This is a genomic window from Streptomyces sp. SKN60 (assembly GCF_026236535.1).
In the GTDB taxonomy this organism is placed as follows: domain Bacteria; phylum Actinomycetota; class Actinomycetes; order Streptomycetales; family Streptomycetaceae; genus Streptomyces.
Genome location: NZ_JAHTMW010000002.1, coordinates 445,605 through 464,536 on the forward strand (window position 1 = coordinate 445,605; position 18,932 = coordinate 464,536).

Annotated in this window: 13 protein-coding genes and 1 tRNA gene; 4 read left to right on the top strand and 10 right to left on the bottom strand. The window is 73.7% G+C overall.

Features of this window, described 5'->3' with window-relative positions:
• Positions 1-86 precede the first annotated feature (86 nt).
• From KV205_RS05135 to KV205_RS05145, 3 genes are all read left to right on the top strand, one after another.
• Complete coding sequence (locus KV205_RS05135; RefSeq protein WP_265862493.1) at positions 87-3,449, top strand: FtsX-like permease family protein; 3,363 nt, start codon at positions 87-89, stop codon at positions 3,447-3,449.
• 349 nt (positions 3,450-3,798) lie between these two features.
• Positions 3,799-6,579 carry an FtsX-like permease family protein gene (locus tag KV205_RS05140; protein WP_265862494.1) on the top strand — a complete coding sequence of 927 codons (2,781 nt, stop codon included), beginning with the start codon at positions 3,799-3,801 and terminating at the stop codon, positions 6,577-6,579.
• Complete coding sequence (locus tag KV205_RS05145) at positions 6,576-7,547, top strand: ABC transporter ATP-binding protein (RefSeq protein WP_265862495.1); 972 nt, start codon at positions 6,576-6,578, stop codon at positions 7,545-7,547. The genes KV205_RS05140 and KV205_RS05145 overlap by 4 nt, the downstream gene beginning before the upstream one ends.
• 8 nt (positions 7,548-7,555) lie before the next feature.
• Here the strand turns inward: KV205_RS05145 and KV205_RS05150 are convergent, their stop codons facing one another.
• From KV205_RS05150 to KV205_RS05185, 8 genes are all read right to left on the bottom strand, one after another.
• Positions 7,556-7,948: a GNAT family N-acetyltransferase gene (locus KV205_RS05150; RefSeq protein ID WP_265862497.1), complete on the bottom strand. Its 393-nt coding sequence runs from the start codon at positions 7,946-7,948 to the stop codon at positions 7,556-7,558.
• Between the two features lie 7 nt (positions 7,949-7,955).
• A complete protein-coding gene (locus tag KV205_RS05155; RefSeq protein WP_265862499.1) occupies positions 7,956-8,627 on the bottom strand; it encodes a hypothetical protein in 672 nt (223 codons plus the stop codon).
• Positions 8,624-9,049: a thioesterase family protein gene (locus KV205_RS05160; RefSeq protein ID WP_265862501.1), complete on the bottom strand. Its 426-nt coding sequence runs from the start codon at positions 9,047-9,049 to the stop codon at positions 8,624-8,626. Before KV205_RS05160 ends, KV205_RS05155 begins: the two co-directional genes overlap by 4 nt.
• A 7-nt stretch (positions 9,050-9,056) precedes the next feature.
• Positions 9,057-10,721 (bottom strand): energy-dependent translational throttle protein EttA, encoded by a 1,665-nt coding sequence (gene ettA / locus KV205_RS05165; RefSeq protein WP_265862502.1) that lies wholly within the window; start codon positions 10,719-10,721, stop codon positions 9,057-9,059.
• A 257-nt stretch (positions 10,722-10,978) separates the two neighbouring features.
• The gene (locus tag KV205_RS05170; protein ID WP_265862504.1) at positions 10,979-12,379 is read right to left on the bottom strand and encodes a Cys-Gln thioester bond-forming surface protein; all 1,401 of its coding nucleotides are present in this window, start codon (positions 12,377-12,379) and stop codon (positions 10,979-10,981) included.
• A 247-nt stretch (positions 12,380-12,626) separates the two neighbouring features.
• Positions 12,627-13,118, bottom strand: coding sequence for a single-stranded DNA-binding protein (locus KV205_RS05175; protein ID WP_265862506.1), 492 nt, complete (start codon positions 13,116-13,118; stop codon positions 12,627-12,629).
• Between the two features lie 147 nt (positions 13,119-13,265).
• The gene (locus KV205_RS05180; RefSeq protein WP_265862508.1) at positions 13,266-15,110 is read right to left on the bottom strand and encodes a YfjP family GTPase; all 1,845 of its coding nucleotides are present in this window, start codon (positions 15,108-15,110) and stop codon (positions 13,266-13,268) included.
• A 4-nt stretch (positions 15,111-15,114) separates the two neighbouring features.
• Complete coding sequence (locus KV205_RS05185) at positions 15,115-16,767, bottom strand: dynamin family protein (RefSeq protein WP_265862510.1); 1,653 nt, start codon at positions 16,765-16,767, stop codon at positions 15,115-15,117.
• A 285-nt stretch (positions 16,768-17,052) separates the two neighbouring features.
• Between KV205_RS05185 and KV205_RS05190 the strand changes: the two genes are divergently transcribed.
• Positions 17,053-17,125: transfer RNA gene (locus KV205_RS05190), tRNA-Arg, on the top strand.
• Positions 17,126-17,293: 168 nt separating this feature from the next.
• Here the strand turns inward: KV205_RS05190 and KV205_RS05195 are convergent.
• Both KV205_RS05195 and KV205_RS05200 read right to left on the bottom strand, forming a co-directional pair.
• Positions 17,294-17,890, bottom strand: coding sequence for a hypothetical protein (locus KV205_RS05195; protein WP_374214625.1), 597 nt, complete (start codon positions 17,888-17,890; stop codon positions 17,294-17,296).
• Positions 17,891-18,694: 804 nt separating this feature from the next.
• Entirely contained in the window at positions 18,695-18,892 is a 198-nt protein-coding gene (locus KV205_RS05200; protein WP_265862511.1) for an AlpA family transcriptional regulator, read from the bottom strand.
• Positions 18,893-18,932: the final 40 nt, after the last annotated feature.

An 18,932-nucleotide genomic window follows, 5' to 3' on the forward strand; every position in this document is an offset into this window, starting at 1 on the left:
AAGCGGTTTCCGGATCCGATGCCCTCTGAAAGCATCCGAAGAACGTTCGATAGTGAACGATCACGGTGCTTTCAGGGGGGAACCGGGTGACGGGGTTCGTACTTTTGCGCGTCAGGGCGCACCGGCTGCTCCTGGCCGCGGCCCTGCTCGCGGTCCTCCTGACCACCTCCGTCCTCGCCACCCTGGCCGCATTCTCCGGTTCCATCGGCGACGCCGCGCTGCGGAGCACGCTCACCGGCCGCTCCGCCCCCGCCGCCGCCCTCGTGGTCAGGGGCCGGATCCCGGACGCGAAGCGGGCGAGCGCCGACGCGGCCGCCCGCGCGGGCGCCGAGCGGACCTTCGCCGGGCTCCCGGTCACCGTGCGGAAGCTGGAGACCTCGGGGCCGTACGCCCTGCCCCGCTCGCTCCAGCCGCCCGCCGCGCGCTCCGGCGAGCCGGACCTCACCCAGTTCGCGGCGCTCGACCGGTCCCGGATCACCCTGGTGCGGGGCGCCTGGCCCAAGGCCGGCGGGGCGAAGGCGACCGGCCCGCGCGACGCGGTCGAGAGCGCCGTGCCCGAGGAGGCCGCGCGCCGGCTCGGGGTGGCTCCGGACGCCGTCCTGAAGCTCACCGACCGGCTCACCGGCGCCACCGTGACGACCCGGATCACCGGCGTCTACCGGCCCGTCGACACCGCCGACCTCTACTGGCAGCTCGACCCGGCGGCCGGCCGCGGCGTGAAGACCCTGGTCTTCACCACGTACGGCCCGCTGCTCACCGATCCCGCCCTGCTCGGCTCCGGGCGGCTCACCGCCGGCGACACGTCCTGGCTCGGCGTGGCCGACTACACCGGTCTCACCACCGACCGGATGGACGGTCTGCGGACCGCCGCCACCGAGGGCCCCAAGGCGCTGCTCGCCGACACCGCGGGCTTCGGCACCACCGTCAGCGCCACCACCTCGCTGCCGACCGTCCTGGAGCAGACCGACCGGGCACTGCTCGTCGCCCGCTCCACCCTCTCGATCGTCGCCGTGCAGCTGGTGCTGCTCGCCGCCTACGCGCTGCTGCTCGTCGCCCGGCTGCTCAGCACCGAACGCTCCGGCGAGACCGACCTGCTGCGCGCGCGGGGCGCCTCGCGCCGCCGGATCGCCGGACTCGCCGCCGTCGAGGCGCTGTTCCTCGCGCTGCCCGCCGCGATCGCCGCCCCACTGCTCTCCGGCCCGCTGACCCGGCTCGTCGCCGACCGGACCACGCTCGACGCGCTCGGCGGCGGGCTAGGCGCCGCTCCCCCGCCCACGGTCTGGCTGGTGGCCGCCGCGGTCGCGCTGTGCTGCGCCGCCGCCGTCGTCGCCCCCGCGCTCGCCACCGGGGACGGCGCCGGGATCTCGCTGCGCAAGGGCCGCTCCGCCGCGCTGCCCGGACCCGTCCGGGCCGGCGCCGACCTCGCGCTGCTGCTCGTCGCGGGCATCGCCTACTGGCAGCTCGACCGGCAGACCGGCGGCGGCGCGCTCGCTGGGGACCGTACCGGCACCCTCGGCGTCGATCCGCTGCTCGTGGCGGCACCCGCGCTCGGGCTGCTCGCCGGCACCGTCCTCACCCTGCGGCTGCTGCCGCCCGCGGCCCGGCTGGCCGAGCGGCGCGCGGCGGGCGGCCGGGGCCTGCCGACGGCGCTCGCCGGCTGGCAGTTCAGCCGCCGGCCGCTGCGCGGCGCGGGCCCGGTGCTGCTGCTCATACTCGCCGTCGCCATGGGCATGCTGGCGATCGGCCAGCGCGACTCCTGGGACCGCTCGCAGCGCGACCAGGCCGACTTCCGCACCGGCGCGGACCTGCGGGTGCTGAGCGCGGGCCCCGGCGAGCTCGCCAGGACCGAGCGGCTCGCGGCCATGCCGGGCGTACGCCAGGCCGCGCCCGTGCACCGGGGCAGCACCGACCTCACCGGCCGCAACGCCACCGTGCTCGCCATGGACACCCGGCGGGCCGCCGACGGCATGCTGTTCCGCCCCGACCTCGCGGGCGGCTCGGCGGCCGAGCGGCTCGCCGCCGTACAGCCCAAGGCCGGTCCCCGTACGGGCGTCGAACTGCCCGGGGACACCCGCGCCCTGGCGCTCACGCTGCGCGCCGGCGCACCCGGCGGCCCACCGCCCGCCCGGGTCACCGTCGTCCTGGAGGACGGCTACGGCGTCCCGTACCGCCGGCTGCTCGGCACCCTCCCGGCCGACGGGCACAGCCACCGGCTCCAGGTGGCCCTGCCCGAACTCGCGGACGCCCGGGGCTTCGTGCTGACCGGCCTGGAGATCAGCGGCGAGGCGGCGGACGGCGGCCCGCACCGGCTCGCGGTCGAGGGGCTGGTCTCGATGGGCGCCGGCGAGGCCCAGCGGCCGATCGGCACGAGCGGCACGAGCGGCACGAGCGGCTCCCTTGCCGAATGGACCGGCGAGTACCGGGCCGAGCGCGACAACGGCGAGACCACGGCCCAGCCGGTGGCTGCCGGCTCCGGCTCCGGTTCCGGTTCCGGTTCCGGTTCCGGTTCCGGCTCCGGCGTGCTGCTCTCCGCGCCCTTCACCGTCGGGCCCGGCGAGGCCGGTCCCGGCACCGACGGCTACACGCTGTCCCTGTCCGCCCCGCGCGGCGCCCGGCCGGCGACGGTCCCGGCGCTCGCCACCGACGCCTTCCTCGCGGCGACCCGCGCGAAGGAGGGCGACACCGTCGGCGTCACCTTCGGCGGCGCCACCCTCAAGGTGACGATCGCCGGCACGGTCCGCGAACTGCCCACCACCGGGCCCGGCGCCCGGGCCGTCACCGCGGCCTCCCCCGACGCCGTCCCCCAGGACGGCGGCGCGATCCTGGTCGACCTGAACACCGCCAACCAGGCCCTGTCCGGCGCCCCGGGCGCGACCCTGGCGCCCACCGAGTGGTGGCTCACCACCGCCCCCGGCAAGGCCGCCGAGGTCGCCAGGACCCTCCGGTCCGGCAGCGACGCCGACCCCTCCCTGGTACTCGTACGGGACGAGGCCGCGGCCGAACTCCTCGGCGACCCGCTCGGCGCCGGCCCCAACTCCGCCCTCATGGCGGTCGCGGCGGCCGCCGCCGCCCTCGCCGCCGTCGGCTTCGCCGTCTCCTCGGCCGGCTCCCTGCGGGAACGCAGCCGCGAGTTCGGCCTGCTCCGCGCGCTCGGCGCCCCGCGCCGCCAACTCGCCCGCCTGCTCGCCGCCGAACAGGGCCTCCTCGTCGGCATCGGCCTGCTCGTCGGCGTCGCCCTCGGCACCGTCCTCACCCGCGCGGTCGTCCCCCTGATCGTCCTCACCGCCCAGGCCGACCGCCCGGTCCCCACCCCCCTGGTCCAACTCCCCCTCCCCCACGTGTCCCTGCTCCTCGCCGCCGTCGCCGCACTCCCCCTGACGATCGTCGCCACCATCGCCCTCCGCCGCACGGACCCGGCGGTCACCCTGCGCAGCCAGGGGGACCAGTGACGACACCGCTCACGAAGACCGCGACACCGCCGGCCGCCGCCGGGCGCGGGCCGCTGGCTCCGCAGCCCGCCGCACAGGGCGGGCGCCCGGCACCGACCACCCGGCGCCGGTCTCCGGCGCCCGTAGCCCTTCGGGCACGGGAGCCGCGCCCGAAGGCCCTGTCGGGGCCGCCCGAGGGCGCCGCTCCGTGTGCCGGGCAGTGGAGGCCGCGGGCCCGGCTCGGAGGGGCAGGCGGCACCGCCCTCCGGAAGACACGCCCCGCCACCACCCGAGGGGGCCGCTGATGCCGGCCACCCGCTCCCCGCAGCCACCGTCCTCCACCTCCCCCGCCCGCGGAAAGGCGAACGCCATGCCCCGCAAGCCCGTCCGCTCCGTGGCGCCCTGGGTCCGTACCCGACTGCGGACGGCGCCGGGGGCGGCGTTCGCGTACGGGCTGCTCGTGCTGGTGACGGCGTTCCTCGCCGCCGCGCTGCCGCGGACCGTCGACACGTACGAGACCGAGGGGCTGCGGCACGCCGTCGGCAGTGCCGAGCCGCGCACCAGCGCGCTGACGCTGACCGCCGACGTGCCGAGCAGCCTGGCGCCGGAGGCGCGGGCGGCGAAGTTCGCGCCGGAGAAGCTGCGGGCGATCCGGGACAAGCTGCTCCCGGCGCTGCCGGCGCCGTTGCGGGCGGACCCCGTCGGGTCGGCGTACGGGGTGCGGACGACCAAGCGGCTGACGGCGCCCGACCCGTTCCTGACCCGGCCGGACGGGGTGGCGCCGCAGTTCGTCCTGGACGCGCCGTCCGACCTGGCCGGGCATGCCACGCTCACGGCCGGCCGCATGCCACGAGGCACGGCCGACGGCATGGAGGCGGCGGTCAGCACCAAGACCGCCAAGGCCATCGGCATCACGGTCGGCTCCGTCGTCCACGTCCCCGGCGTCGACGGCAACCCGAAGCCGGTCGCCGTCACCGGCATCGTCGAGCCGCGCGGGACCGAGGGCCCCTACTGGGCGACCGAGCCGGTGCTGCACGACCCGTTCCTCGACGCCACGAAGGAGGACGAGCCCCGCTACTACTGGGTGGGCACCCTCCTCGTATCGCCCGAGAGCGCGCCCGCGACGGTCGGCACGCTCGGCGAGCCCGAGCAGTACTGGCGGTTCGCGCCCGACGTCCGCCACCTCACCGCCCTCGACACCGAACGGCTCACCGCCGCCCTCGACTCGGCGGGCGACGGACCGGCCCTGGTGAAGCTGCGCGATGTCCTCGGCGCCGGCGGGGCGTTCAGCACCGACCTCGACGAGATCCTCGCCGGATACGCGGGAACCCGCACCGCCATCGCCTCGGTCGTCGCCGTCGCCGCCTTCGGCATCGGCGCCGTCGCCCTCGTCGTCCTCGCCATGACCGGCAGCCTCTTCACCGCCCGCCGGCACCACGAACTCGCCCTGCTGCGCTCGCGCGGCGCCTCCCTGACCGGCATCGGCGGCCGGCTGCTCGCCGAGACCGCCGCGATCGCCGTCCCCGCCGCCGCGCTCGGGCTGCTCCTCGCCGTGCTGCTCGCGGGCGGCGCCGGGGCCCGGCTGCTGCCCGCCTGCGCGGGCGCCGCCGCCGTCGCCGCGGTCGCCTCCCTGGTGCTGCCGGTGCGCGCGGTGTTCCTGCACCGCAGGCCCCGGCTGCACGGCGGCCGCGAGGACCTGATCGGCGCCCGGCCCTCCGCCCGCCGCACCGTCGCCGAACTGACCTTCCTCGTCCTCGCCGTGGCCGCCGTCACCGCGCTGCGCCGCCGCGGCACCGGCGATTCCGGCGACTACCTGGTCAGCGCCGCGCCGGTGCTCGTCGCCCTGATCGCCGCGTTCGTGCTCGTGCTGCTCTATCCGCTGCCGCTGCGCTGGGCCGCCCGGCCCACCCGCAGACTGCGCGGCGCGATCGGCTTCCTGTCGCTCGCCCGGGCGGGCCGCTCCTCCGCCTCGGGCGCGCTGCCGCTGCTCGCGCTGCTGCTCGCGCTGACGACGGCCGCGTTCGGCGGCTCCGTGCTCACCGGGGTGTCCGACGTCCGCGACACGGCCGCCTACCTGGCCACCGGCGCCGACGCCCGGGTGGTCGGCGAACTCGCCTCGGCCCCGCTGCCCGCCGGCGTCGCCGAGAAGGTACGGAGCGTCCCCGGCGTGCGGGAGGTGTCGCCCGTGCAGGTCGAGTACGGGCTCGAACTGCCCTCGCACCGCGGCACCTCCGACCACGGCATGGGCGCCCCGCTGATCGGCGTCGAGCCCGCCTCGTACACCCGGCTCGCCGCCCGTACCGGCATCGGCGGCTTCCCCGCCGGGCTGCTCAGGTCCACCGGCACGGGCGGCCCCGGGCACGTCGGGGACAACGCCCGGGTGATCCCGGCCATCGCCTCGCCGCGGGTCGCCGAACGCCTCGGCGACAAGCCCATGGAGATCATCGCGGCGGCCGGCCGCTTCCATGTGAAGGTGGTCGCCGTCCGCGCCGCCACCCCCGGCCTGCCCGACAAGGAGTTCCTCGTCGTCAACGGCGCGGACCTCACCAACCGGGCGGCCACCTCCCTGCTCGTCACCGGCGGCCCGGACGGCGCCCTCGACGGGCGGGCGCTGCGGAGCGCGGTCACCGGGGTGAACCAGACCCTCCAGGTGGTGCTGCGCGCGGAGAAGCGGGCCGCGTACGTCGACTCGCCCATGCAGACGGGCGCCGAGCGGATCTACCGCGCGGCGATCGGCGCGGGCGCGGGCTACGCCGTCCTGGCCGTGCTGCTCTCGCTGCTGCAGGCCGCGCCCGAGCGCACCACGCTGCTCGCCCGGCTGCGCACCATGGGCCTCACCCGCCGCCAGGGCCGGCAGCTGCTCGGACTCGAAGCGCTGCCGCAGGCGGTCCTCGCGGCCGTGGGCGGCGTGCTCGTGGGCTGGGCGACGATCGCGCTGCTCTCGCCGGGCGTCGACCTGATCCGGCTGGCGCTCGCCGCCGCGCCGGACGAGGCCATGGCCCTGGGCACCGCGCTGCGGGCGGACGGCTGGTCGCTCGCGGTCCCGGCGGTCGCGGTGGTGCTCCTCACCGGCGCGGTCGCCGGAACGCAGGCGTGGTGGGTGGCCCGCAGGGGCTCGATCAAGGAACTCAGGGCAGGAGACGCACGATGACGACGACAACCCCGGGGACCACGGGTACCACGCTGGAGGAGCTGGAGCGGCGGGCGACGGCGCGCCGGGACCGGCCCTCGTACGGGCACGACGCGCTGATCGCCTGCGACCGGCTGGTACGCATCTTCACCACCGACGGGGTGGAGGTGCAGGCCCTCCAGGGCCTGGACCTGCTGGTCACGGAGGGCGAGCTGATGGCGCTCGTCGGCGCCTCCGGCTCCGGCAAGTCCACCCTGATGAACATCCTCGCCGGGCTCGACGTGCCGACCGCCGGCGCGGCCAAGGTCGCGGGCTGCGACCTGCTCGCCATGGACGGCAAGGCCCGGCTGCGCTACCGCCGCGAGGTCGTCGGCTTCGTCTGGCAGCAGACCGCCCGCAATCTGCTGCCCTATCTGACGGCAGCTCAGAATGTGGCCCTGCCCATGCAGTTGAAGGACGGGCGCAAGGGAGGCGCCCGGCAGAAGGCCCGGCGGGCCGAGGAGCTGCTCGCGATGCTCGGCATGTCCGAGCACGCCGACCGGCGCCCGCACCAGATGTCCGGCGGCCAGCAGCAGCGGGTGGCCATCGCCGTCGCCCTCGCCAACAACCCCTCGGTGCTGCTCGCCGACGAGCCCACCGGCGAGCTGGACTCGGCCACCGGCGAGCAGGTCTTCGCCGCGTTCCGGCGCGCCAACGAGGAGCTGGGCACCACCATCGTGATCGTCACCCACGACCAGGCCGTCGCCTCCGAGGTGCGCCGCACCGTCGCCATCCGCGACGGCCGCACCTCCTCCGAGGTGCTGCGCCGCACGGAGGTCGACGAGACGGGCCAGGAGTCCCTGGTGGCCCGGGAGTACGCGATGCTCGACCGCGCGGGCCGGCTCCAGCTGCCCGCCGAGTACACGGAGGCCCTGGACATGCGGCACCGCGTGGCGCTCGAACTGGAGCAGGACCACATCGGGGTGTGGCCGGACGACGCCGCGAGCTGAGCGCCTGGCTACCGAAGGGCCAGGAGCCCGGCGGCCGTGGGCGTGAAGCCGCACTGCTCGTAGAAGGCGGTGAGGTGCGGCTCGTAGTCCACGTGCAGCCAGTGCGCGCCGCGCCCGCGCGCGGCCACGGCCGCCTCGCGTACCAGCGCGACGCCGAGACCCCGGCGGCGCTCGTCGGGGTGGACGGTGGTGTCGAGCAGGAAGGCGTGCGCGCCGCCGTCGCCGACGACGTTCACATAGCCGACGAGCCGGCTGTCCCGCCACGCGGTGACATGCAGCAGCCGGCGGGCGAACACGGCGGTGAAGTCGGTGTCCCGGTGGCCGGGCCAGGAGGCGTGGAAGAGAGCGTCGAGCGCGTCGGAGGTCAGCTCGGCGTCGACGGCGAGCAGCACATCGGTCACCGGTTCGTCACCGGGCCGGAGTGACCGTGAGGGACGCCTGTACGGTACGGAGCGCGACCGACCCGTACGGGGTGCGCAGCCGCAGCCAGGGCCCGGCGGCGAACAGGGCGACCGGGAGCTGGGCACCGGGGAGGTCCGGCAGGAAGCCGAGGGACTGGGCGGCGTGCACGGCGCGCAGCGGGAGGCCCGTGTCGGCGAGGGTGCGGGACCAGATCTCGCGGCCGATGCGGTCGCGCTCGGCGCGGGTGCGCCGCTCCTCGGGCAGTTCCTCGTCGCGGGTGCGGAACTCGGCCACGGCCGCGCCGACCGCGCCGCGCATCGCGGCGGCGTCCGGCAGTCCGGCGACCGGCTCCCAGCCGCCGCGGGGCGGCAGGACCCCGGCCCACGGGGGGCCGGTGACGGCGTCGGGGACGACCGCCTTGCCGGCGGACTCCTCGATGCCCTCCAGGAGCTCGCCGGCGGACACGGTCACGTCCAGGTCGACGGCGTCGACCAGGCGGGCCGTGCGGATCGCGATGACCTCGAACGACGGCGGGCGTCCGAACACGGCGAGCGCGCCGCCCCCCGCCTGGAGGCGGACGGCGGCGGCCCGGTCGTAGTGCAGCAGCCGGCGCAGGAAGGCGGCGAGGCCCGCCGCCTCCCTGGCGTCGTCGAAGTGCAGCGGAGCGAGAGGAGTCACGGGGACGAGGTCATCCCGTCGTCCATGTACTCCTTGAGGAAGGACTTCTCCTCGTCGGAGATGCGGCGCGGACGCTGCGTCTCCAGGTTGAACGGCACGACGACCGTGGACGCCCGCACGTACGTGACGTCGGGGTCCTTGATCTCGTACGCGATCGTCAGCGAGGCCGCGCCCATCTTCGTCACCCAGGACTCGATGGTGACCGGCTCGTGCCGGTGCACAAGGGGTCGCAGGTAGTCGATCTCGTGGCGGGCCACGACGGACCCGCCGGAGAACGACGGGCTCCCGTCGCCCGGTGCCAGCCGGAACATGAAGTCGATCCGCGCCTCCTCCAGGTAGCGGAGGAAGACCACGTTGTTGACGTGGCCGAAGGCGTCCATGTCCGACCAGCGGAGGGGGCAGGAGTAGATGTGCCGGGCCATGTGCTGATCAGCCTCGGGTGAGCTTCTTGTAGGTGGCGCGGTGCGGACGGGCCGCGTCCGGGCCGAGGCGCTCGATCTTGTTCTTCTCGTAGGACTCGAAGTTGCCCTCGAACCAGAACCACTTCGAGTCGCCCTCGTACGCCAGGATGTGCGTGGCGACCCGGTCGAGGAACCAGCGGTCGTGGGAGACGACCACGGCGCAGCCCGGGAAGTCGAGCAGCGCGTTCTCGAGCGAGGAGAGGGTCTCGACGTCGAGGTCGTTGGTCGGCTCGTCGAGGAGCAGCAGGTTGCCGCCCTGCTTGAGGGTGAGCGCGAGGTTGAGACGGTTGCGCTCACCGCCGGAGAGCACGCCGGCCGGCTTCTGCTGGTCCGGGCCCTTGAAGCCGAACGCGGAGACGTAGGCGCGGGACGGCATCTCGACCTGGCCGACGTTGATGTAGTCCAGGCCGTCGGAGACGACCTCCCACAGCGTCTTCTTCGGGTCGATGTTGGCGCGGCCCTGGTCGACGTACGAGATCTTGACGGTCTCGCCGACCTTGATGTCGCCGGAGTCCGGGGTCTCCAGGCCCTGCAGCATCTTGAAGAGCGTGGTCTTGCCGGCGCCGTTCGGGCCGATCACGCCGACGATGCCGTTGCGGGGCAGGGTGAAGGACAGGTCGTCGACCAGGACCTTCTCGCCGAAGGCCTTGTTGAGCTTCTCGACCTCGACGACGATGCTGCCGAGCCGCGGGCCCGGCGGGATCTGGATCTCCTCGAAGTCCAGCTTCCGCATCTTGTCGGCCTCGGCGGCCATCTCCTCGTAGCGGGCGAGGCGCGCCTTGGACTTGGCCTGACGGCCCTTGGCGTTGGAGCGGACCCACTCCAGCTCTTCCTTGAGGCGCTTCTGCCGCTTGGCGTCCTTCTGGCCCTCGACCTTGAGGCGGGAGGCCTTGTTCTCCAGGTACGTGGAGTAGTTGCCCTCGTACGGGATGGCGCGGCCGCGGTCGAGCTCGAGGATCCACTCGGCGACGTTGTCGAGGAAGTACCGGTCGTGGGTGATGGCCACGACGGTGCCCTTGTACTGGGCGAGGTGCTGCTCCAGCCAGTTCACCGACTCGGCGTCGAGGTGGTTGGTGGGCTCGTCGAGGAGCAGCAGGTCGGGAGCCTCAAGGAGCAGCTTGCAGAGCGCCACGCGGCGCTTCTCGCCACCGGAGAGGTTGTTGACCTGCCAGTCGCCGGGCGGGCAGCCCAGGGCGTCCATGGCCTGCTCCAGCTGGGCGTCCAGGTCCCACGCGTTGGCGTGGTCCAGGTCGTCCTGGAGCTTGCCCATCTCCTCCATGAGCTCGTCCGTGTAGTTCGTGGCCATCTCCTCGGCGATGGCGTTGAACCGGTCGAGCTTGCCCTTGACCTCGGCGACGCCGTCCTCGACGTTCTGCAGCACGGTCTTGGACTCGTCCAGCTTCGGCTCCTGCATGAGGATGCCGACGGAGTAGCCGGGCGAGAGGAACGCGTCACCGTTGGAGGGCTGCTCCAGACCGGCCATGATCTTCAGCACGGTGGACTTACCGGCACCGTTCGGGCCGACCACACCGATCTTCGCACCGGGCAGGAAGCTCAGCGTCACGTCATCGAGGATGACCTTGTCGCCGTGCGCCTTGCGCGTCTTGCGCATGGTGTAGATGTACTCAGCCAAGAGAAACCGTCCGGCAAGGAGTGAGTGGGCAGATAGGTCCCATCTTGCCTGACCGAGCCCCGTCGGCGGAAACCAGTACCGCAGGGACGGCACCTCGCGACCCTGACCTGCCCCTTCTCCGAGTGACCCGGCCGTCACCGTGGGTGGACGACGGAGGGGACGGCAGAGGGATGGCGGAGCGGACGGCGGAGCGGACGGCGGAAACGGGACGGCCCCGCCGCGCGGTGCGCGGCGGGGCCGTCCTCGGCCGCTGGGGGTTACTGACCGGCGGTCTTCTTCTTGCGGAGGAAGAAGATCGCGCCGCCGCCGACCACGACGAGCGCGGCGGCGATGCCGGCGATCATCGGGGTGGCGCTGGAGCTACCGGTCTCGGCGAGGTCGCCGCCGCCGGTGGTGCCGGAGGTGGTGCCGCCGGTCGCCGGGGTCTGGGACGGCGACGGGGTGTCGGTCGGGGTCTCGGACGGCGTCGGGCCGGGGGTGGCCGTCTTGCAGTCGAGGACGCCCTCGATGACCTTCTCGAAGCCGTTCGGGCCGGTGATGGTGAACTTGTACGCCTCGTCCTCGGCGACCGGGACGGTGACGGTCTTCGACTCGCCGGCGGCGATCGAGTACTTCACGCCCTTGAGGTCGAGCTCCCAGGCCTCGTCGCCCTTGTTGCCGAGGGTGATGTCGACGCCGCCCTTGGCGCAGTTCTTCTCGGCGGTGACCGAGGGGACCACACCCTGCTTCGCCCAGCTCGCGGAGGCCTTGGCGGAGACGGTGGAGGTGCTGGTGCCGGCCAGGATCAGGGTCTGGCTCTTCACCTTGGTGGCGACGAAGGCGCGGCCGATCGGGACGGTGGTGTCGGCCTGGACGTTCAGCTCGGCGGTGCCGTCGGCGGTGCCGGCCGGAACGTCGAAGTAGACCTTGGAGCCGTCGGCGACGGTGGTGACGGCCTTGCCGTCCTTGTCGACGACGGTCACGCCGGCCGGGGCGCCGGGGGCGAGGGAGACCTTCGCCGTGCCGGAGTTGGTGTCGACCGTGATCGGGCCGAGACGGCTGCCCGCCTTGCCCGCGACGGACGACGGGGAGAGGCTCAGGGAGGCGGTGGGCTCGTCGAGCTCGACGGCCTTCTCCTCCAGGAACTTCGTCAGCTTCGCGGCGTCGGCGTTGACCGGAACGGCGTCGACCTTGTCGGAGAAGTGCCAGATGGCGGCCTGGGTGGCAGCGGCGGCGGTCTTCTCGGTGAGCTTCGTGGCACCGGCCTTGGCGGCCAGGCTCGTGAGGTCGTTCACCTGCGGGTAGGAGTTCTGCAGGATCCAGCGGATCTTGCCGGCGTCCTTGTTGTTGTGGAGCGACGACTGGTCCCAGCCGACCTCCTTGTACTCCTGGCCCGTCTTCGCACCGGTGTAGAGGTCGATGCAGTAGGTCTGGATGAACCCACCGGGCTTGACGGCCATCTCGAACAGGCCGGCCGAGACCTTACGGTTCGAGTCCTTGATCTCGACGGTGTCGTAGATCTTCAGGTCGCCGAGCGTCGCCGTGGCACCGCCCGTGCCCTGGTCGGCCCCGTCGGCCATCGCCGGTCCCGCGATGGCTATCGAACCCGCAACGACGAGACCCGAAACCATCGTCGCGGCGGCAAGGCGGGCAACGCCGCGCCTCCGAACTGAATACATGGATTTCCCCTCCGTGCGGGCTGCTCCGCGTCTTCGATCGAGACGCGTGGGGGGAGCACCCGCCAGCAGACTCACTGCCCCACTGGAAGCAAGTGCCTCATGAGTATCCGGGAATCCTAGGGACGGGGAAGCCCCCGGTGTCCCGTCGTACGGTCTGATAACCATTCCGACTCGAAATCGTTATCAGCGGGGGAAGTTGAGCACGAAACCGCTGGTCACGGTATCGACAAATCCCCACAACGGAAGGTCAGGGCGCGGCTACCAGAGGGTAGTCGACGCGCTCGGGACCGGTCGGCGGCGATGAATCCGGAACTCCTTGTTCCAGTACAGGAGTTGCGGGAGTCGCTGGAGTCGCGAGAGCTGCGGAAGCTTCGGCCGCCTGCCGCGTCGCCCGCCGGAAGGCCGCCGTGCCCCGCGTCAGATCGTGGCCGACCGCGACCGCGTCGACGTCCACGAAGGTCTTCCGGCGCCCGTCGAGCTCCTCCTCACGGACCTTCAACCGGCCGTGCACCACCAGTGGTTCGCCCACCGAGACCGAGGCTGCCAGGTTCGCCCCCAGCGAGCGCCACGCCGACACCGTGTAGAAGCTGGTGGCCCCGTCGGTCCAGGCCGCGCGTTCCCGGTCCCAGCGGCGCGCGGTCACCGCGAAGCGGAACCGGGCGACCCCGCCCGACACCGTCTCCCGGTACTCCACGTTCGTCGCCACGTTGCCGACCAGCGTCACCGTCGTCTCGTTCATCCGCCCACGCTCCCCCTTCGGTTCCCCGGAACGGCGGTCGTCCGCCCTTCCGCAATCCATCCTGGACCGAACCGGAGAAACCCGCTGAAGCCTGTGGACAAGTGAGCGGTTGGGGACAACTTGGCCACCCGAACGAGAGCTTCCGCCTCAGCGCACCCGCGCGCCCCCCGCCCGCGCCGGCCCGAACCGCGTCCCGCCGAACCGCCCGCCGCCACCGCCGATCCCCGCTCCCCCGCCGCCCACGGTCCGGCTCGCCATCCGCGTGGCGCCGGCGGCCGTCACGAACTGCTCGCGCACCTCCCGGTAGCGCATCAGCTCCGCCGCGATCGGGTCGAGCACCCGGGCCCGGCCGCAGGCCGCCGCGGCCTCGCGCAGCGCGCGCTCGGCCTCCTGCCCGTAACGCCGCGCAGGTCCCCGTACCGCCGCCGCACAGGCCCACTCGACCAGCGGACCGCCGACGATCCCCGCGACCATGATGAGCACCGGCGGCCAGAGCAGCGGCTCGACCACCCCCACGATCTGGGCGATCAGCCACAGCGCGCCGAAGATCTGCAGGAAGGTCATCACCACCTGGGCGAGCACCGCGGCCGGCCACCAGGCCGGGCGGGGCGGCCGGGCCGCCGGGTCGCCCATGCTCACGGTCAGCTCGTCGAGCGCCTCCGGCAGCCCGTCGGCGCCGCGCAGCGCCGCCTCGCGGACCGACTGCGCCCAGGGGCCGGGCAGCCCGCGCGCGGCCTCGTCGGAGACGATCCGCACGGCCTGCTCGACCCGCTGACGCGCGGTCAGCTCCTCCTCGACCGGCGCCACCGGACCGGTATCGCCGCTGCCGTGCTCGCGCACCCGCTCGTACCAGCGGTAGAGCCGCAGCCACGGCGTGCCGCAGGCGCGGATGGCGTTGCGACGCCAGACCCGTTCGGCGGCCTCGCCCGCCGCCTGCGCGCCGACCGCGACGGCGAGCCGGTGGGCGAACTCCTCCCGGGAGCGTTCGCCGAGCCCGGGCCGCCCGTCGGCGACGAACTCCGGCCGCAGCCGGGCCGTGGCGGCGTCCACGTCGGCGGCGAGGCGCCGCTCGGGCGCGGTGCGCTCCTGGACGAAACGCCCGAGGAGCTCGCGCAGCTCCGGCACGCCCTCGCCGGTCAGCGCGGACAGCGGCAGGACGGTCGCGCCGGGTTCGCCGTGCTCGCCGAGCGCCATGCCGTCCTCGTCGAGCAGCCGGCGCAGGTCGTCGATGACGAGGTCGGCGGCCTCGGCGCCGAGCCGGTCGATCTGGTTGAGGACGACGAAGGTGACCTCGGCGTGCCCGGCGAGCGGCCGCAGATAGCGCTCGTGCAGCGCGGCGTCGGCGTACTTCTCCGGGTCGACCACCCAGATCACCGCGTCGACGAGCCCGAGCAGCCGGTCCACCTGGTCGCGGTGGGCGGTGACGGCCGAGTCGTGGTCCGGCAGGTCGATCAGGACGAGCCCCTGCAGTTCGGCGTCGGCCGCGCCGCCCGCGAGCGGCCTGCGGCGCAGCCGCCCGGGGATGCCGAGCCGGTCGAGCAGCCCCGCCGCGCCCTCGGACCAGCTGAGCGCGATCGGCGCGGCGGTGGTCGGGCGGCGCAGGCCGGTCTCGGAGACGGGGACGCCGGCGAGGGCGTTGAAGAGGGACGACTTGCCGCTGCCGGTGGCCCCGGCGATGGCGACGACGGTGTGCCGCGCGGACAGCCGCTGACGCGCGGCGGCCTCGTCGAGCACCCGTCCGGCCTCGGCCAGCGCCCGGCCCTCGACGCGGGTACGGGAGAGGCCGACGAGCTCGTGGAGCGCGTCGAGGCGGGTGCGCAGGGCCCCGCCGTAGGCGCCGCCGAGGGGCGGGAGCGCGCTCTCGTCGTCGTCGCCCGGGTCGTCGCCCGCGTCGCTCCCGTGGGCCTCGCCCCTGGGGAGGGGGCGGTCGGCGACGCGGCGGGCGATCAGCCCGTCGTCCCAGCGCTTCGCTCCATCCGCTGTGTCGTCCACGGCGTCACTTCTCCTTCTGCAGTACGGAGAGCGCGGCGATCAGTTCGGCCTGCGGCTCGGGGGTCACGTCGAGGGCGTCGAGGGGGGCGAGACGCCGGTCGCGTTCGGTGTGCAGGGCGCGGTCGAGGTACGTGGCGAGGAGCTCGCCGCCCTTGTCGCGCAGCCGCAGGGCGCCCTGGGCGCCGAGGAGTTCGGCGAGCCGGTCGCCGGCGGCGCGGGTGCGACGGCCGCCGAGGAGGACGGCGGCGAGGAGCGCGGTGAGGGTCTCGGTGTCGGGGGCCGCGGCGGCGGCCGCGCGCTTGCCGCCCCGGGCCCGCGCGGTGGCGGGGCGCTCGATGTCCCGTACCTCCTCCTCGACCGTCTCCTCCAGGACGCGTCGCCAGCGCCGTACGGTCATGGCGATCCGCTCCCCGGCGTCCTGGGAGTCGTCCTTGCGGCCGGTGCCCGGGGTGGCCCTGGGCGAGAGCGCGCCGGCGGCGGGTTCGCGGCGCCAGGCGTCCCGTACCCGCTCGTCGGCGGCGGCGACGGCGCACTGCACGAGCGCGCCGAGGGATTCGACGAGGGCGTCGAGGAGTTCGCCGGCCGAGCTGTCCCGGGGGTAGCCGCGCCAGCGGGTGCGGGCGTCGCCGGCGAGGACGGCGCCGCGGCGCACCTGCTCGCGGACCCGGCCGCCCTGCTCCTCGTACGCGGACTCGACGGCGCCGCCGAGCCGTACGGCCGCCGCGTACTGGGCCGCGACCGCCCCGGCGAGTTCCGGCATGCGGGTGTCGAGCGAGTCGATCACTCCGGCGGCGGTCCGGCCGACGGCCTGCTGGCGGGCGGCGGGGTCCTGGGCGCAGTGGGAGAGCCAGCCGCGGAGGGGGGCGACGGCGTTGTCGGGCAGGAGTCCGGTGCCGCCGCCGGTGGACTCGGGCAGTTCGGGGATGGTGAAGCGGGGCAGGTCGCCGAATCCGGCCTTGTCGAGCAGCGCCTCGTACTGCCGGGAGACCTCGGTGATCACCTGGTGGGGCACCCGGTCCAGGACGGTGACGAGGGTGGCGTCGTACTCCTTGGCGGTACGGAGCAGATGCCAGGGGACGGCGTCGGCGTAGCGGGAGGCGGTGGTGACCATGACCCAGATGTCGGCGGCGCACATCAACTCGGCGGCGAGCAGCCGGTTCTCGACGACGAGGGAGTCGATGTCGGGCGCGTCGAGGAGGGCGAGGCCGCGGGGCAGGGTGGCGGCGGTCTCGACCCGCAGGGCGTTGTCCTCCGGGGGTTCCTCGGCGGGGTGCTCGTCGTCCTGCTGGGGCAGCCAGACGCGGGTGAGCTGCGGCAGTACGCGCATCCCGGCGAACCAGTGGTGGTCCTCGGGGTGGCAGACCAGGACGGGCGTCCGGGTGGTGGGTCTGAGCACCCCCGCCTCGCTCACCCGCCGCCCCACGAGCGAGTTGACCAGCGTGGACTTCCCGGCCCCGGTGGATCCGCCGACGACCGCGAGCAGCGGCGCGTCGGGATCCTTCAGCCGGGGCACCAGATAGTCGTCGAGCTGGGCGAGCAACTCGGCCCGGGTCTGCCGGGCGCGCGGGGCGCCGGGAAGGGGGAGGGGGAGACGCACGGCGGCGACACGGTCGCGCAGGGCGGAGAGTGCGTCGATCAGCTGAGGCCGTTCGTCCAAGGTCACCACATGCGAAGAATGCCCAATTTTGGAGCCTTTTTGAAGCGTATTGCGGCTGCGCGCGCCGACCGAACGGATGTAGCCGGGCACCCTCGGTGCCGCCCTGGGCATAACGACTGCACAACACCCGGCCCGAGTGGCGCGAAAAGCGCTGCACGAATCGCACCTGCCTGCGATTATCGGACCGCTTCACCGAACCTCCACATCGTGCCACGCAGGTGAAGCACCCGGGCCAGGCCGACAGGACCCCTATCCTTGACCCGGCCACCCCACCGGCCACCACCGGCCCCCGTAGCTCAGCGGATAGAGCAGGTGCCTTCTAAGCACTTGGCCGCAGGTTCGAGTCCTGCCGGGGGCGCAACACCGGGACCCTCCTTCGGGAGGGTCCTTTCTGCTGGTCAGAGGTGGTTTCCGGTGAGCGGCGCAGGGGCCGGACGCACCCCACGGCGGGGGTGAGGCACGTCCGGCGATGTCCGGCTGGAACCGGGTTTCTGCGGGTGGCCACGGAGAATACGCGGAGAAATTTTCAGCGCCTCGCCGCGGCCGGGTCCGGCAGCTCCCCCGCCCGCTCGATGCGGTGTTTCAGGTCATCGAGCTGCCCGTCGATGCACCGGGCGTAGGTGGCGAGGAGGACGGGGACGCTGTTGCCCGCCCACTCGGCGACGGTCGCGGCCGGGACGCCGGCGTTGAGCCAGTTCGTCAGGCAGGTGTGCCGGAGGTCGTACACGCGGCGGCCGAGCGGGGTTCCGAACTCGTACGAGGTGAGCACTTCCTTTCGAGCCCGCCTCCACGCTCGCCGGATCACGGACCCGGCGAGGTTTCCCCCGTTCTCCCCTTGCATCAGTAGATCGCCGGGCTTCAGCTCTTCCTTCTCGATATGGGCCCGGAGAATCCGTGTGAGGGCGGGGCGGCAGGGCACCGTGCGCGTGTCGTCGGCGGCCCGCCCCTTGAGCCCGCGCTCCTCGCGCACCTCCCCGGTGTCCGTCCACTGCTTCCCGACCTCGGGGTGGGCAGTGTGGAGCAGCAGCTCGCCCCACTGGTCGTCGGCGTCCGCGTCGGGCAGGCGTACGTCCCCGACGTCGATGGCCACGACCTCCTCGGGCCGGGCGCCGGCGTAGTACATCGCGGCGAAGAAGGTGTGCAGCCGCTGGCCGCCCCGCGGCCGTCCATAGATCCAGCCGAGCAGCTTGGCGGCCTGCTCGCTGTTGAGCAGCGAGCGCTTGTCGACGGCGGAAGAGGTCTTGGCCGCCGTGGTGCTGGCGCCCTTTCCCTTTCGGGAGGGGGTTCACCTTGAGCACCTTCTTCTTCAGGGCGTACTCGAAGAGGACGTTGAGCACTCGCTTCGTCCGGCGGGCCGAGCTGGCGGCCACGGCCGTACCGTCCAGCTTCGTCGCGGCCGCACGAAGCGCCGTCTCCACGGTGCTCTCGTCCTCCCACGCCGCCATCGTGAGCGAGTTGCGTTGCACCCAGCGCAGGATCACGGCGACCTCGGGCGGGGCCTGGTCTCGTCGGCGAGTGTTGAACGCATACTCGCGGAGCGCTCGGCGCATGTCCACGCCCTTGAACGTCGTCGGCTGCGAGCGGAGCAGAGCGATCGTGACGGGCGTGAGCGCCTTCGCCACGTTCCGCCGGTTGTTCGCCGACGTCCGCTCCCAGAGCTGGTCCACGAACTGGATCGCGAAGTCGTACCACTTCACGCCGGCCGCCCGGGACGTGTGCGAGACGGGCAGACCGGTGGAGAGGCTGAACGCCTCCCCCTTGCTGGCGGCGGACATCAACCCCGCGCGGAAGGATTCAGCTAGGCCGGCCTTGGTGAACGGCTTTCGCCACTCCTCCCTCGCCACCAGCCAGCGGACCGTGTACGTGGTCTTCGTCTTCCCCTCGTATACGGAGGTCTTCCAGAACTTCACGTCGTACGTCGTGTCCATCAAGCAGCGTCCTCGTGCTCGTCCAGCCAGATCTCAAGGTCGACCCGACGCACGCGGAGTCCGCCGTTGGGGAGCTTGATGCAGCGAGGAGCCCGCTGCTTCTGGCGCCAGTCGTAGAAGGTGGAGCGGGTAATGCCGAGTTCGTCGCACAGCTCGGGGACGGTGAGCATCGCGCGGGTCTTGGGCGTGCTGGCCATCGAGGTCCCCTCCTCGGGGGCGAAAAAGTTGGAGTGACAT